Origin of the sequence: Streptomyces yerevanensis (assembly GCF_000716805.1) — a bacterium.
GTDB classification, from domain to species: Bacteria; Actinomycetota; Actinomycetes; order Streptomycetales; family Streptomycetaceae; genus Streptomyces; species Streptomyces flaveus.
In genome coordinates this window covers 126,415-141,474 of sequence record NZ_JNWJ01000015.1, presented here as the reverse complement: position 1 = coordinate 141,474, position 15,060 = coordinate 126,415, and the positions used below count along the sequence as shown (strand labels likewise).

15 protein-coding genes are annotated in these 15,060 nt (G+C 67.0%); 9 read left to right on the top strand and 6 right to left on the bottom strand.

Features of this window, described 5'->3' with window-relative positions; all coding sequences use genetic code 11:
* Window positions 1-180: 180 nt before the first annotated feature.
* Window positions 181-1,311, bottom strand: a complete 1,131-nt coding sequence (gene dnaN, locus OP79_RS18280; protein ID WP_033321309.1) for a DNA polymerase III subunit beta — start codon at window positions 1,309-1,311, stop codon at window positions 181-183.
* Between the two features lie 948 nt (window positions 1,312-2,259).
* On the bottom strand, window positions 2,260-4,164 hold the full coding sequence (gene dnaA / locus OP79_RS18275; protein ID WP_033321308.1) for a chromosomal replication initiator protein DnaA: 1,905 nt from the start codon (window positions 4,162-4,164) through the stop codon (window positions 2,260-2,262).
* Window positions 4,165-4,582: 418 nt separating this feature from the next.
* Here dnaA and rpmH point away from each other — a divergent pair, with 418 nt between their 5' ends.
* From rpmH to OP79_RS18235, 9 genes are all read left to right on the top strand, one after another.
* Window positions 4,583-4,720, top strand: coding sequence for a 50S ribosomal protein L34 (gene rpmH / locus OP79_RS18270; protein WP_030354375.1), 138 nt, complete (start codon window positions 4,583-4,585; stop codon window positions 4,718-4,720).
* A gap of 21 nt (window positions 4,721-4,741) precedes the next feature.
* Window positions 4,742-5,113: a ribonuclease P protein component gene (gene rnpA / locus OP79_RS51780; protein WP_078491857.1), complete on the top strand. Its 372-nt coding sequence runs from the start codon at window positions 4,742-4,744 to the stop codon at window positions 5,111-5,113.
* Complete coding sequence (gene yidD / locus OP79_RS18265; RefSeq protein WP_033321307.1) at window positions 5,110-5,475, top strand: membrane protein insertion efficiency factor YidD; 366 nt, start codon at window positions 5,110-5,112, stop codon at window positions 5,473-5,475. The genes rnpA and yidD overlap by 4 nt, the downstream gene beginning before the upstream one ends.
* A 3-nt stretch (window positions 5,476-5,478) precedes the next feature.
* The gene (yidC, locus tag OP79_RS18260) at window positions 5,479-6,771 is read left to right on the top strand and encodes a membrane protein insertase YidC (RefSeq protein WP_033321306.1); all 1,293 of its coding nucleotides are present in this window, start codon (window positions 5,479-5,481) and stop codon (window positions 6,769-6,771) included.
* Between the two features lie 15 nt (window positions 6,772-6,786).
* On the top strand, window positions 6,787-7,299 hold the full coding sequence (locus OP79_RS18255; protein WP_033321305.1) for a Jag family protein: 513 nt from the start codon (window positions 6,787-6,789) through the stop codon (window positions 7,297-7,299).
* Window positions 7,300-7,439: 140 nt separating this feature from the next.
* Entirely contained in the window at window positions 7,440-8,156 is a 717-nt protein-coding gene (gene rsmG, locus OP79_RS18250) for a 16S rRNA (guanine(527)-N(7))-methyltransferase RsmG (RefSeq protein ID WP_033321304.1), read from the top strand.
* 301 nt (window positions 8,157-8,457) lie between these two features.
* Complete coding sequence (locus OP79_RS18245; protein ID WP_078491865.1) at window positions 8,458-9,531, top strand: ParA family protein; 1,074 nt, start codon at window positions 8,458-8,460, stop codon at window positions 9,529-9,531.
* On the top strand, window positions 9,528-10,640 hold the full coding sequence (locus OP79_RS18240; protein ID WP_033321303.1) for a ParB/RepB/Spo0J family partition protein: 1,113 nt from the start codon (window positions 9,528-9,530) through the stop codon (window positions 10,638-10,640). The genes OP79_RS18245 and OP79_RS18240 overlap by 4 nt, the downstream gene beginning before the upstream one ends.
* Before the next feature lie 325 nt (window positions 10,641-10,965).
* Window positions 10,966-11,583, top strand: a complete 618-nt coding sequence (locus tag OP79_RS18235) for a GNAT family N-acetyltransferase (RefSeq protein ID WP_033321302.1) — start codon at window positions 10,966-10,968, stop codon at window positions 11,581-11,583.
* 155 nt (window positions 11,584-11,738) lie between these two features.
* Here OP79_RS18235 and trxA read toward each other — a convergent pair whose 3' ends face one another.
* From trxA to sigM, 4 genes are all read right to left on the bottom strand, one after another.
* The gene (trxA, locus tag OP79_RS18230; protein ID WP_033321301.1) at window positions 11,739-12,071 is read right to left on the bottom strand and encodes a thioredoxin; all 333 of its coding nucleotides are present in this window, start codon (window positions 12,069-12,071) and stop codon (window positions 11,739-11,741) included.
* 42 nt (window positions 12,072-12,113) lie between these two features.
* Window positions 12,114-13,085 (bottom strand): thioredoxin-disulfide reductase, encoded by a 972-nt coding sequence (gene trxB / locus OP79_RS18225; RefSeq protein ID WP_033321300.1) that lies wholly within the window; start codon window positions 13,083-13,085, stop codon window positions 12,114-12,116.
* Between the two features lie 185 nt (window positions 13,086-13,270).
* The gene (locus OP79_RS18220; RefSeq protein ID WP_033321299.1) at window positions 13,271-14,197 is read right to left on the bottom strand and encodes an anti-sigma factor; all 927 of its coding nucleotides are present in this window, start codon (window positions 14,195-14,197) and stop codon (window positions 13,271-13,273) included.
* On the bottom strand, window positions 14,194-14,883 hold the full coding sequence (sigM, locus tag OP79_RS18215; RefSeq protein ID WP_033321298.1) for an RNA polymerase sigma factor SigM: 690 nt from the start codon (window positions 14,881-14,883) through the stop codon (window positions 14,194-14,196). Before sigM ends, OP79_RS18220 begins: the two co-directional genes overlap by 4 nt.
* Window positions 14,884-15,060: the final 177 nt, after the last annotated feature.

Genomic DNA, 15,060 nt, shown 5'->3' with positions numbered 1-15,060 from the left:
CCTGCGTCCGAGCCTAAACCCGGACGCTCCCGCACATCTGTGGGCATAGCCGCTCAGACGTACGCCCTCAACTGCAAACTCGTCAGCCGCTCAGCCGCACCGGCATACTGCGATCTTGTGGGGGATTACCCCCACACCCCCAGCCGGGGCCACCGCCAGGATTGAGCCGGCTCACATCGCTCAACCGCTGAGCCGCACCGGCATGATCAGGTACTTGTACGCCTCGTCCGCCTCCGCGTCCACGGCCGGCTTGCCGCTGAGGAGCGCCGGCTTGGTGGACGTCGTGAAGGAGAGCTGGGCCACCGGAGAGTCGATGGCGCTGAGGCCGTCGAGCAGGAAGGTCGGGTTGAAGGCGATCGAGACGTCGTCGCCCTCCAGCTGAGCGTCCACCCTTTCCACAGCCTGTGCGTCGTCGCTGGAACCGGCCTCCAGGATCAGCACACCCTGCTCGAAGGAGAGCCGCACCGGAGTGTTCCGCTCGGCGACCAGGGCCACGCGCTTGACGGCCTCCACGAAGGGGGCGGTCTCGATGACGGCGATCGAGTTGAACTCTGTCGGGAACAGCGAGCGGTACTTCGGGAGGTCGCCCTCCAGCAGGCGCGTGGTCGTACGCCGTCCCGCGCCCTCGAAGCCGATCAGGCCCTCGCCCGCGCCCGAACCGGACAGCGCCAGGATCACGCTGTCGCCGCTCGTGAGGGCCTTGGCGGTGTCCAGGAGCGTCTTGGCGGGCACCAGGGCGACCGCGGACGCCTCCGGGTTCTCCGGCTTCCACAGGAACTCACGGACCGCGAAGCGGTAACGGTCGGTGGACGCCAGCGTGACCGTGTCGCCCTCGATCTCGATGCGTACGCCGGTGAGGACGGGCAGCGTGTCGTCGCGGCCGGCGGCGATGGCCACCTGGGCGGCGGCGGAGGCGAAGACCTCACCGGGGACGGTGCCCGTGGCCGACGGCATCTGCGGCAGCGCCGGATACTCCTCCACAGGCAGGGTGTGGAGTGTGAAGCGCGATGAGCCGCAGACCACCGTCGCCCGTACACCGTCTGTGGAAATCTCCACCGGCCGGTTGGGCAGGGCGCGGCAGATGTCGGCGAGCAGGCGCCCGGAGACGAGCACCGTGCCTTCCTCGTCGACCTCGGCGTCCACGGAGACGCGCGCCGAGACCTCGTAGTCGAAGCTGGACAGGCTCAGCGCGCCCTCCTCGGCCTTCAGCAGAAGGCCGGCGAGCACAGGCGCCGGCGGTCGTGCCGGGAGGCTGCGTGCCGCCCAGGCCACTGCCTCCGCGAGTACGTCGCGTTCCACCCGGATCTTCACCGTTGCCGCCTCCGTCTGTTGCCGGCGCTCTCGCCCTGCTTCGCGTTCGTCGTCTGACTCGGTGTCGCTCGGTCCGCTCAGGGGAAGGACACCGGGGACCAGTCTGACGCACGGCACTGACAGTCGGTGCCCCTCGGGGTCAAGTCGTTCCGAGCGGCACCTGAGGCGCCGAGCGCGAGTTGTGCACAGCCCCGTCTTCGAAACGAATTCTCAGCTCTCTCTAGTTGGGAGTAGTAGTAGGGGCTGTGGATACCGTGGATAACCCTGTATGTGCAGGTCAGCACCGGTTTTTTGTCCACTGGCCCTGTGGGCGGAGGCGGTGGACAACTCGGGTTCGCTGTGGACGGGGAAAAGTTCTGCACACCCGATGCACAGGCTCGGGCTACTTCTCCCCAGCTGCGTCCCCAGGTTTGCCCACGTTCCCCACAGCCCAAGCGGGCATCTTGGTGTGACGCCTTTCACTCGGCACGGTGAAAGTGCACGTCACGTTGCCGAACAGTGGACAGTGATGTGGAGAAGTCGGGGATCGCTGGGGACAACCAGCCTCAACCTGTGGGCCGCCGGTGGACAACTTTCCACACAGCCTGTGGATCTTCTCGTCGTCCACAGGCTGTGGAGATCGCCCGTCCACGAATCCACAGTGGGCTGACCTGGCTTGATCCTTTTTCGCCGGCTCGCCCTGTGGACGCAGTCTGGACAACTTCCCGGTCCCCAGGGTGTGGACGCTGGAAAGTCCCGGAATCTGTGGAGGATGGCCGTAACGCGGCACGTATTCGAACAGCGGGTGCTCGCCGGGTGACCGCGGTTCGATGGGGGATCACGGTCCGCAGCGGCGGAGGACGACCGCAGAAGGCCTGCGAGAACCCGGCAGGAGCCGTACGAGCTCAGCGAAAGGCGCCCTCGGGGAAGTGTCCCCGGGGCGCCGTCAGCGACGTATGGAAAGAGCTGTCAGCTGTTCTTGATGCGGTTCGTGAGCTCGGTGACCTGGTTGTAGATGGAGCGCCGCTCGGCCATCAGGGCGCGGATCTTGCGGTCGGCGTGCATGACGGTCGTGTGGTCACGGTTGCCGAACTGCGCGCCGATCTTCGGGAGCGACAGGTCGGTGAGTTCCCGGCACAGGTACATGGCGATCTGCCGGGCTGTCACCAGAATCCGGCTGCGCGAGGCTCCGCACAGGTCCTCCACGGTGTGCCCGAAGTAGTCGGCGGTCGCGGCCATGATGGCCGTCGCCGTGATCTCAGGAGCTGCGTTCTCACCGCCCGGGATCAGGTCCTTGAGGACGATCTCCGTGAGGCCGAGGTCCACCGGCTGTCGGTTGAGCGAGGCGAACGCCGTGACGCGGATCAGCGCGCCCTCCAGCTCACGGATGTTCCGTGAGATCCGCGAGGCGATGAACTCCAGGACCTCCGGAGGGGCGTTGAGCTGCTCCTGCACCGCCTTCTTACGAAGAATGGCGATGCGTGTCTCCAGCTCGGGCGGCTGGACATCGGTGATCAGCCCCCACTCGAAACGGTTCCGCAGCCGGTCCTCCAGGGTCACCAGCTGTTTGGGAGGCCGGTCCGAGGACAGCACGATCTGCTTGTTCGCGTTGTGGAGCGTGTTGAAGGTGTGGAAGAACTCCTCCTGTGTCGACTCCTTGTCCGCGAGGAACTGGATGTCGTCGACAAGGAGGATGTCCATCTCGCGGTAGCGCTTGCGGAAGCTGTCGCCCTTGCCGTCGCGGATGGAGTTGATGAACTCGTTGGTGAACTCCTCGGAGCTCACATACCGGACGCGTGTGCCCGGGTAGAGGCTGCGGGCGTAGTGGCCGATCGCGTGCAGCAGGTGTGTCTTGCCGAGTCCCGACTCTCCGTAGATGAAGAGGGGGTTGTACGCCTTCGCCGGTGCCTCGGCGACGGCGACCGCGGCCGCGTGCGCGAAACGGTTCGAGGCCCCGATGACGAACGTGTCGAAGAGGTACTTCGGGTTCAGGCGTGCGGTGGGCTCGCCGGGACCTGTCGCGGGAGCCGGCTGCGCGGCCAGCGGGCCGGGTGCGCCGCTGGGGGCGGGCAGGGTCGAGCCGACGGGGCCGCCGCGGTGGACGTGACCGTTGCTGGACGGTGACGGCTGCTCGGGCAGCTCACGGCGGTCCGGCCGCTGGTCGTAGTCGGAGCGGGGCTGGTCGTAGTCGGGCCGCTGCTGCTCGTAGCGCGGACGCTCCAGGGACTGCGGCCGGTAGTCCTGTGGAGGCGTCGCGTACGGGTCCCGTTCCGGGAAGCCGAAGCGCTGCTGCTGCCAGCCGTAGTCGTCGCCCTGCGAGGGCCGCGGCCAGCTGCCCTGCTCGGGGCGCGGCTGGTAGTCGGGATACGCAGGGCGGGCGGTGGGAAGCTGATCCGCACGGGCGGTCGGGAGCGGGTCGGGGCGGCCCTGAGGGTGGTCGTGGTTGCGGTCGTGGGGCCGGTCGTCCGCGCGGTGGCGGCCGTACCCCTCGTATCCGTCCCGTCCCTCGTATCCGTCTCTGCCGCCCTGGGCGGACGGAGACTCGGTCTCCTCGTAGCGCGGCCGGCGCTGGGCGGGGGGTGTCGGCGGGGGCTCGCCGGCGGAGTCGTCGACGGTGATCGCGATACGGATCGGACGGCCGCACTCGCGGCTCAGCGTGTCACTGACGATCGGCGCCAAGCGCCCTTCGAGCACGCCCTTCGCGAATTCGTTGGGAACCGCGAGCAGTGCGGTGTCCGCGACCAGGGCCAGCGGCTGGCAGCGCTTGATCCAGTGCTCGTCCTTCGCCTCGACGCCCTGCCCTCGTCCCTCACCGAGGAGTTGTTCCAATACGCGTGGCCACACTGCGGCAAGATCGGCAGGTACGTCAGCCACAGGGCACGCTCTCTCACGGGTCCCTCGAACGAGTGGTTCGCGGGACGGGTCGGTATGTCACTCGGGTGGGCGGGTGGAACCAGGCAGTTCAGGCGGGGCGAACGAATCAGATGGGTCAGGAGAAGGGAACGAATCGAAGTCCAGCCACGGTAGTCAGGGCGACCGCTGCGGTTCAAGTTGTTGTCCCCAGCCTGTGGATAGTGTCTCCTGTCGCCGCTGGTTTGACCGGATGGCGTAGCCGCGCGTACCGTTGCCAGGTCGAGTTGTCGATGGCTGCTGCCGCCTGCCTCCGATGGGCATAGATCACGTAGGAGTGATCGGGAAGCGGTGCACTCGGGCGTAATGCGAGCTACTCGTGGGCGCACGGTGACAGCCAGGACGGCACCCCGCAACTACCGATTCTTTCTGGAGCCCCCGAGTGAGCAAGCGCACCTTCCAGCCGAACAACCGTCGTCGCGCCAAGACCCACGGCTTCCGGCTGCGTATGCGCACCCGTGCCGGCCGCGCGATTCTCGCGACCCGCCGTGGCAAGGGTCGCGCCCGCCTGTCCGCCTGATCTCGCAGCACAGGTCATGACGTGCTGCCTACCGAGAATCGGCTGAGGCGGCGCGAGGACTTCGCGACCGCGGTACGCCGGGGACGCCGGGCCGGACGCCCGCTTCTCGTCGTCCACCTGCGTAGTGGTGCAATGGACCCGCACGCGCCTGGGGAGAGCGCTCCCCCGTCGCGTGCGGGTTTCGTTGTCAGCAAGGCGGTGGGCGGCGCGGTCGTACGCAACAAGGTGAAGCGCAGACTTCGTCATCTGATGCGCGATCGAGTGGCTCTGCTGCCCCCCGGTAGCCTGGTAGTCGTACGAGCGCTGCCCGGTGCGGGTGACGCCGACCATGCACAGCTGGCCCAAGACCTGGATGCCGCTCTGCGGCGGCTACTGGGAGGGGGCGCGCGATGAAGTACCCACTGCTGGCTCTCATCAAGCTGTACCAGTGGACCATCAGCCCGCTGCTCGGGCCGGTGTGCAAGTACTACCCGTCGTGCTCCCACTACGGGTACCAGGCCATCGACCGCCACGGTGCGATCAAGGGAACGGCACTCACTGCCTGGCGGATCCTGCGGTGCAATCCGTGGTCGCTGGGCGGTGTGGACCATGTCCCGCCGCGCAAGCGTCCGCGGTGGCACGAAATGCTGCGTAACACCTGGCGCGCACGCAAGGGCGGGAACTCCGCCGCCGAACCGGCCATTGGAGGGCACGGTATGTCCGACCAGCCCTCGAGCCCGGCCGCCGAGACCCCGTCGCATGCTCAAGGAGCCTGATTAGTGGACACGATTGCCAGTATTTTCAGTTTCATCACGACGCCCGTTTCCTGGGTCATCGTCCAGTTCCACTCGGTGTACGGCGCTCTCTTCGGCGACGACACCGGGTGGGCCTGGGGCCTGTCCATCGTGTCCCTGGTGATCCTGATTCGTATCTGCCTGATCCCGCTCTTCGTGAAGCAGATCAAGGCGACCCGGGCCATGCAGACGCTCCAGCCCGAGATGAAGAAGATTCAGGAGCGCTACAAGAACGACAAGCAGCGTCAGTCCGAAGAGATGATGAAGCTGTACAAGGAGACGGGCACCAACCCGCTCTCCTCGTGCCTTCCCATCCTGGCGCAGTCGCCGTTCTTCTTCGCCCTATATCACGTGCTCAACAGCATCGCGAACAACGACACCGTCGGTGTGATCAACACGCGCCTGCTGGAGAGTGCGCAGCAGGCGCACATCTTCGGTGCCCCGTTGGCCGCGAAGTTCACCGACAGCTCTGCGGACGTCACGGCGCTCGACGCCTCGCTGACCAGCGTCCGTATCGTCACCGCGGTCATGATCGTCCTGATGTCGGCATCGCAGTTCTACACGCAGCGCCAGCTGATGACGAAGAACGTCGACACCACGGTGAAGACGCCGTACATGCAGCAGCAGAAGATGCTGATGTACGTCTTCCCCATCATGTTCGCCGTCTTCGGCATCAACTTCCCCGTGGGTGTCCTCGTCTACTGGCTGACCACCAACGTGTGGACCATGGGCCAGCAGATGTACGTGATCCACAACAACCCGACTCCGGGCTCCAAGGCCCAGGCCTCCTACCTGGAGCGCCTGGACAAGCGCGTCACGCACCACGGCAAGACGCGCGGCCGCGGTGAGAAGGCCATCGTCAAGGCCATCGTCGCCAAGGGCCGTGACCGCAATGAGTACGAGCGCAAGTTCATCAACGGTCTGACCAAGGCGGGCCTCGCGGCCCAGGCCGACGGCACCGTGGTGAAGAGCGAGGTCACGACCGTCGCCGAGATTGAGGACGGTACCCCGGCGACCAGTACCCCCAAGCGCCAGCAGCCCAAGCGGCAGAGTAAGTCCCGGCGTCAGTCGGGCAGCACCCACGGCGGCACCAGCGGCGCCAAGACGACGGGTGACTCCGGGGCGAAGACCTCCCTGAGCAAGTCCGACGGGCCGCAGGACGCCAAGCCGGCGGACACCAAGCCGACGGGTGGCAAGTCCGCCTCGGGCAGCACACGCAGCAAGGCCCAGTCCGGACGCAAGGGTCCGCAGCGGCCCAAGTCTCCCTCCAAGAAGTAAGAAGGAGTCCATCCCGTGATGGAAGGCACCACGTCCGCCGCCACCGAGGGTGGCGATACTCTGACCCGCCTGGAGCAGGAGGGTGAGATCGCGGCGGACTACCTCGAGGGTTTGCTGGACATCGCCGACCTCGACGGTGACATCGACATGGATGTCGAGGCCGATCGCGCCGCTGTCTCGATCATCAGCGACACGGGCAGCCGCGATCTGCAGAAGCTGGTCGGCCGTGACGGCGAGGTGCTCGAGGCTCTTCAGGAGCTCACGCGGCTGGCTGTCCACCGGGAGACCGGAGACCGTAGCCGGCTGATGCTGGACATCGCGGGCTACCGCGCCAGGAAGCGCGAGGAGCTGTCCGAGCTGGGCGCCAAGGCCGCGGCCGAGGTCAAGAGCTCCGGTGAGGCAGTGAAGCTGAAGCCGATGACTCCCTTCGAGCGCAAGGTGGTGCACGACGCGGTCAAGGCTGCGGGCTTGCGCAGCGAGTCCGAGGGCGAGGAGCCGCAGCGCTTCGTCGTCGTGCTTCCCGCCTGAATCGGTACGTACGGTTCCTCCGGCCCCGTCTGTTGCGCAGGCGGGGCCGAACTTTGTCAGCCTGATAGTGCCTGTTGGTTCCTTGTGGCCCTGGTGATCAGCGCCCAGTGCGCTTGTGCGGTACGGAAGGACGGTTCCCCGTGATGGAGGCAGCGGAGCTCCCCCCTGCGCCTGAGCAGGCCCGGGCGGTATTCGGCGATCGCTTCGCAGACGCGGTCCGATACGCGGAACTGCTGGCGGACGCGGGAGTACGGCGCGGCCTGATCGGTCCCCGCGAAGTGCCTCGCCTGTGGGAGCGGCACCTGCTGAACTGTGCGGTGCTCTCGGAAGTCGTGCCCGAAGGAGTGACAGTGTGCGATGTCGGCTCCGGCGCCGGGCTGCCCGGCATCCCACTGGCTCTCGTCCGCCCAGACCTGAAGATCACGCTGCTCGAACCGCTGCTGCGGCGTACGAACTTCCTCACCGAGGTCGTCGAGTTGCTCGGTCTCGACCATGTCACCGTGGTCCGTGGCCGCGCCGAGGAGGTCTTGGGCAAGCTGCCTCCGGTCCATGTGGTGACGGCACGGGCCGTGGCGCCCTTGGACCGCCTCGCTGCATGGGGCGTGCCGCTACTGCGTCCGTACGGAGAGATGCTTCTGCTCAAGGGCGACACCGCGGAGGAAGAGGTCAAGAGTGCCGGGGCCGCTCTGGGCAAGCTCGGTGCCGTGGAGACCTCCGTACTCCACGTAGGAGAGGGTGTGGTGAGTCCGCTCGCCACCGTGGTACGGGTCGAGGTCGGGGAGAGCCCGGGAGGGGTACGTTTCGCGGCCAAGCGTGCCAAGGCGGCACGGACCGGACGAACGCGGCGTCGTCGCTGATCCGTCCTGACGACGAGACGTACTCCACGCAAGCTGCCAAAACTGCGTATGCCGGAGTGTCGAGCAAGCGTCCTCGCGGGCGCTGTGCATCGTGTTTCACGTGAAACGTCGCTCACTGCTGCAGGGCATCATCAATCGCGGCCGCACTGCGGCCGGACCCCGCGACCGCAATCCCCTCAGATCCTTCAAGAGGAAACCCTCTCCGGGCAACGACACGTCGCCCGGAGAGGGCGCGAAGTTGTCCACAGTGGCGGATTTCTCCACAGAAGAACGGACCTCGCTGGTTCACGACCCCGAAGGCATGGGAGGCTCTGTTCATTGCGAGCCTGAAGTCGAGGAGAGTGAATCCTTGCGGTCCGACGCCAACATCGCGGGACCGATGACCGATCCGGTCCCCGGTCCCCGTACCGAGTCGATGGGGGACGGTGTTTCACGTGAAACACCGCCCCCGATGGACGACACTCCCATCGGTCGTGCTGCCCAACTGGCGGTGGAGGCTCTAGGCCGCGCCGGCGAGGGTCTGCCACGGCCCGAGCAGACCCGTGTGATGGTGGTCGCCAATCAGAAGGGCGGAGTGGGGAAGACCACGACGACGGTCAACCTCGCCGCTTCGCTCGCCCTGCACGGTGGGCGGGTCCTGGTGGTCGACCTCGACCCTCAAGGCAATGCGTCCACTGCGCTCGGCATCGATCATCACGCCGAAGTCCCGTCCATCTACGATGTCCTGGTCGAGAGCAGGCCGCTCTCCGAGGTCGTCCAGCCGGTCCCCGACGTCGAGGGTCTCTTCTGCGCACCCGCCACGATCGATCTCGCCGGTGCGGAGATCGAGCTCGTCTCTCTGGTGGCACGGGAGAGTCGGCTGCAACGAGCGATCCAGTCGTACGAGCAGCCGCTGGACTACATCCTCATCGACTGCCCGCCGTCGCTGGGCCTGCTGACGGTCAACGCACTGGTTGCCGGTGCGGAGGTCCTGATCCCCATTCAGTGCGAGTACTACGCGCTGGAGGGTCTGGGTCAGCTGCTGCGGAACGTCGACCTGGTGCGAGGCCATCTCAATCCCGCCCTGCATGTCTCGACGATCTTGCTCACCATGTACGACGGCCGGACGCGACTGGCGTCCCAGGTCGCGGACGAGGTGCGCAGCCACTTCGGCGAGGAGGTGCTGCGGACGAGCATTCCGCGCTCGGTTCGCATCTCCGAGGCGCCGAGCTACGGGCAGACGGTGCTGACTTACGACCCGGGGTCGAGCGGTGCCCTCTCCTATCTTGAGGCGGCACGGGAAATCGCGTTGCGCGGCGTCGGCGTGACGTATGACGCGCAGCATGCCCACTTGGGCGCACACAACGATCAGAGCATGGTGGAGGGGATCCAGTGAGCGAGCGACGGAGGGGGTTGGGCCGTGGTCTCGGCGCATTGATCCCAGCGGCCCCGGCAGGGGAGAAGGCGGCGCCTCCGGCGGCGGGCGGGGCATCGACCTCGTCGGCCGCGGTGCCCGTACTCACCGCAGAGCGTGGGGTCGCGGCGGCCAAGGTCGCCACGCTTCCGCCGGGCAATGTTTCACATGAAACCGCGGAGCCATCGGCGAACGGTTTCGCGGAAGTGCCGGCGGCTCCTGTCGGGGCGCATTTCGCCGAGCTGCCCCTCGACTCCATTTCGCCGAACCCGCGCCAGCCCCGTGAAGTGTTCGACGAGGACGCTCTCGCTGAACTTGTGACCTCCATCAAGGAGGTCGGTCTTCTCCAGCCTGTCGTCGTACGGCAGTTGGGCCCGGGTCGCTATGAGCTGATCATGGGCGAACGGCGCTGGCGGGCTTGCCGTGAGGCAGGGCTCGAGGCCATCCCGGCGATCGTGCGGGCCACGGAGGACGAGAAGCTTCTCCTGGACGCGCTCCTGGAGAACTTGCACCGCGCTCAGCTGAACCCGCTGGAGGAGGCGGCCGCCTACGACCAGCTGTTGAAGGACTTCAACTGCACGCACGACCAGTTGGCGGACCGGATCGGCCGGTCCCGTCCGCAGGTCTCCAACACCTTGCGTCTGTTGAAGCTCTCGCCCGCGGTCCAGCGCCGTGTCGCCGCTGGGGTGCTCTCTGCCGGTCATGCACGGGCCTTGCTCTCTGTCGACGACTCGGAGGAGCAGGACCGTCTGGCTCACCGCATCGTGGCCGAGGGTCTCTCGGTGCGGGCCGTCGAGGAGATCGTCACCCTCATGGGATCGCGGCCCAAGTCCGCGCCACGCTCCAAGGGGCTACGGGCCGGCACGCGGGTCTCTCCGGCGCTGACCGACCTGGCCACGCGCCTCTCGGACCGCTTCGAGACCCGAGTGAAGGTCGACCTCGGCCAGAAGAAGGGAAAGATCACCGTTGAGTTCGCCTCAATAGATGATCTGGAACGGATCCTCGGCTCGCTGGCTCCCGGCGAGGGGCCGGTCCTCCAGAAGAGTCTCTTGGACGATGACTCCGAGGATTCCGAGGGGTCTGAGGCCTGAGCCTCAAGGGTGGTCACGATTCCTATCGGCCGACCCTCAGAGCGGGTCGTGTCCGGTGTGTACCGGAACACGGCCCGCCCTTTGCTTTCTGGCGGTATCGATGGAATCGCATCGTGGATACGATGCGTTCGGGTATGGCGCATCTACCTGGCAGCACCTTCTATGGGGAGGCGGGGGTCATGCGGGCCATGAACCGCACCGGACTGGTGAGCGCGGGCCTGGGGCTTGGCGCGGTCGGCGGGTTCGTCGGCGGCCTGCTCAGGGAAAGGAGCGCTCTGACAGCCGCTCGTGATGCCGCGGGCGAAGGAAGTGAGGAACTGCCTTCATGGGGCGTCGGCTCGTACCGCTCACGCTGGACAACCTCCAGGACCTCCCCAAGCGCTGCCGCACGTGCGTCTTCTGGGAGTTGGACCCAGTCAGCGGTGAGGCCGCGGTAAAGGCAGGCACACCCGAGCTGGAGAAGGAGGCGTGGATCTCCGCCGCCCTTCTGGAGTGGGGATCCTGCGGCCGGGTCGTCTACGTGGACGAGGTGCCGGTGGGCTTCGTGCTCTACGCGCCGCCCGCGTATGTGCCGCGATCCACGGCGTTTCCCACGAGCCCGGTCTCCCCTGACGCGGTCCAGTTGATGACGGCCTTCATCATGCCGGGCTATCAGGGACAGGGACTCGGACGTGTGATGGTCCAGACGGTCGCCAAGGATCTGCTGCGGCGGGGCTTCAAGGCGATCGAGGCTTTCGGAGACGCCCGGTGGAAGGAACCGGCCTGCGTCCTGCCCGCCGACCATCTGACCGCAGTGGGCTTCAAGACAGTCCGGCCCCATCCGACGTACCCGAGGCTGCGACTGGAGCTGCGGACGACGCTCTCCTGGAAGGAAGACGTGGAGCTGGCGCTCGACCGGCTCTTGGGGGCGGTGCAGAAGGAGCCGGCTCTTCGGCCGCTGTAAACGCTTGTGGCGTCTACTGCATCCAGCAGACATTCGTGACTTCTGGTCGGCAGCTGTTGCTTCCGGGCGTACATGCGAATGGGCCACCCCCTCCGGGTTGGCCCATTCGTGTTTCACGTGAAACAACGCCACGTCTGTGCAACGGCATAGCCCGATTACTCGGTGATGAAGTCCTCGAGGTCCCGGACGATCGCGGCCTTCGGCTTGGCGCCGACGATGGTCTTGGCGACCTCGCCGCCCTGGTAGACGTTCAGGGTCGGGATGGACATGACGCCGTACTTGGCGGCCGTACCCGGGTTCTCGTCGATGTTGAGCTTGACGACCTCGATCTTGTCGCCGTACTCGGCGGCGATTGCCTCGAGCGACGGCGCGATCTGACGGCACGGACCGCACCAGGCGGCCCAGAAGTCCACCAGGACGGGCTTGTCGCTCTTGAGGACGTCCTGCTCGAAGGAGTCGTCGGTCACATGCTTCAGGGTGCCGGCCACTGCGGGCTCCTTAACTGGTTGGTGCGGTGAGGTGGTTGGGGGTCAGACGGTGGTCTTCTCGGGCTCCGCCGCGGCCTCGTGGTCTGCGAGGGCGGCGAGATAGCGTTCGGCGTCGAGGGCGGCGGAGCAGCCGGTGCCGGCCGCGGTGATGGCCTGGCGGTAGGTGTGGTCGACCACGTCGCCGGCGCCGAAGACGCCGGTCAGGTTGGTGCGGGTGGAGGGAGTGTCGACCTTGAGGTAGCCCTCGTCGTCCAGGTCGAGCTGGCTCTTGAACAGTTCGGTGCGCGGGTCGTGGCCGATCGCGATGAACAGGCCCGTCACCGCCAGCTCGGTCAGCTCGCCGGTCTTGACGTTGCGCAGCTTGAGCCCCGAGAGCTTCTGGTCGCCCTGGATCTCGGCGACCTCGCTGTCCCACACGAACGTGATCTTCGAGTCGGCGAACGCGCGCTCCTGCATCGCCTTGGAGGCGCGCAGCGTGTCCCGGCGGTGGACCACCGTCACGGAGCGGGCGAACCGGGAGAGGAAGGTGGCCTCCTCCAGCGCCGTGTCGCCGCCGCCGATCACCGCGATGTCCTGGTCCTTGAAGAAGAAGCCGTCACAGGTCGCGCACCAGGACACCCCGCGCCCGGAGAGCGCGTCCTCGTTCGGCAGGCCCAGCTTGCGGTGCTGCGAGCCGGTGGCGATGATCACGGCCCTGGCCTGGTGCACGGTGCCCGCGGTGTCCGTGACCGTCTTGATCTCCCCGGACAGATCGACCGCCACGACATCGTCCGGGACCAGCTCGGCGCCGAAGCGTTCGGCTTGGGCGCGCATGTTGTCCATGAGCTCGGGGCCCATGATGCCGTCCTGGAAGCCGGGGAAGTTCTCCACCTCTGTGGTGGTCATCAGCGCGCCACCCGCGGTCACGGCGCCCTCGAACACCAGCGGCTTGAGCGACGCGCGTGCGGTGTACAGCGCCGCCGTATAGCCGGCGGGCCCCGAACCGATGATGATCACGTTACGGACGTCGCTCACGGCTTGATTCCTCGTCTCTGAAGACTGCTTCGTACGACTGGTGGGAGCTTTTCTCAGAGCCCTCACCCCACCCAACGGATCCTAAGGGGCGTGCATTCCCGCTGTGTCCGGGCACACGGCGACGCGTGACCGCACAGCGACAGCACGGATGCCATTTGGATGCCATGGACCGGAGCGGAGGTCGATCAGCGTCGCTCGTAGGACTGCCGCAGCAGCACCTTGCCCGCCGAGTCCGGGGACTTGGCCACGCAGGCGGAGTCGACGACGTAGGCCGTGACCCGTGTGGCGTTGGAGGCGTCGGGCAGCACCACGAGATAGACGTTCGTGTCTTCGTACGTGCCTTTCTCGAAGGCGAGAGCGGCTTCGTTGCGACCGATGCCCTGCTGGATGCACTCGGGCACCGCAGCTTTGGGTTCCTTCAGCGTGCTCGGCTCGTCTGGGTCGGACTGGTGGCCCCAGGGCGACTTGTTGTTGCGACTGCCGTCGTCCTGGCCCTCGCTCGAGGCGAGAAGATCCGCGACCTGACTCTCCAGCTTCCCCTCGGTGAAGGTGTTCGCGGAGTCGGCGCGACCCTGCTCCGGAGTAGTGCCCGGAGTGTCGTCGCCCATCGACTGAAGGAGCACGCCGCCCAGCCCGAGCGCGGCTGCCGTGAACATGGCGCCGAGGAGGACGGCGCCGCGACGGCTTGGGCGTGTGCGCTTCGTACGACCCGGTCCGGTGGCGGCGCGAGGGCGGCCTGCGGGACGGTCGGCCGCGGTCGATGTTTCACGTGAAACACGCGAGCCGCCGCTCTCGTCGGCCACGGGACGGGAGGCGCCCACAAGCTCCCGGGCGCCCGCGGTATCGGCGTCAGGCTCCGTGGCATTGAGCAGTGCCTCCGCGGCGAGAGCGGCATCGATGCGCTCCGCGACGTCGGCAGGCATGCGCGACGGTCCCGGCAGTGTGCCGAGCATGTCGCGGATCTCTTCCAGCGATGCGTACACGTCGGCACAGAGCGCGCAGTCCTCCACGTGCCGGCGCACATCTGTCATACGCGAGGGCGGGAGCAGACCTTCGGTGAGGTCGGAGATCTCCGTGACTTCCGGGTGCCCGGCCGTGTCGGTCGATGTCACGCTCGCCCACCTCCGCCCTTCACAGCAGTTGAATCGCTTGGCCCTGCATCCTGTACTCCCGCTGCGGGTGGGACGGATGTCCCCTGCGTGCGGTTCCGTCCCACGCCCGACTTCTTGCTGCCCTCGCCACTTCCGGCGTCCGTACGCAGGTGTCTGAGCAGCGGGAGGAGCCTGGCTCTGCCGCGTGCGCAACGGCTCTTGACCGTGCCGGTCGGCACGTCGAGCACGCGGGCAGCCTCTGCCACCGGGTAGCCCTGCATGTCCACCAGGATGAGGGCGGCCCGCTGATCGAGCGGCAGGGTGCCGAGGGCTTCGAGGAGCTCGCGGTGCAGATCGTTGCGCTCGGCCGGCGCGGACGCCGACTCGTGGGGCTCCAGGAGTTGCTCAAGGCGTTCCGTGTCGTCGACGGGAGACGTCTTCCGTGAGGCTGTCTTGCGTGCGCGGTCCAGGCAGGCGTTCACAGTGATGCGGTGCAGCCACGTCGTGACGGCTGACTGGCCGCGGAAGGTGTGGGCGGCGCGATAGGCGGAGACAAGGGCGTCCTGGACCGCGTCCGCGGCCTCCTCACGGTCTCCCAGAGTCCGCAGCGCTACCGCCCACAGCCGGTCACGATGACGCCTAACGAGTTCACCGAAGGCATCGGAATCGCCGTGGACATGGCAGGCCAAGAGGTCCTGATCGCTCATGTTGGTGAGCGAAGGCTCTTCTTGCACTCCGTCCCTCCCCTCACCGGCAACCTTACGGACTTCGCCCGGGGAACGCGATGGGTGGTCGAGCAATGTATGTGCCGTGCCGATGGCAGCCACCCGACGGGAGAGGGTGAAGCAGATGTCAAGGCTCTTCACGGGCAAGAACTCGGCGAA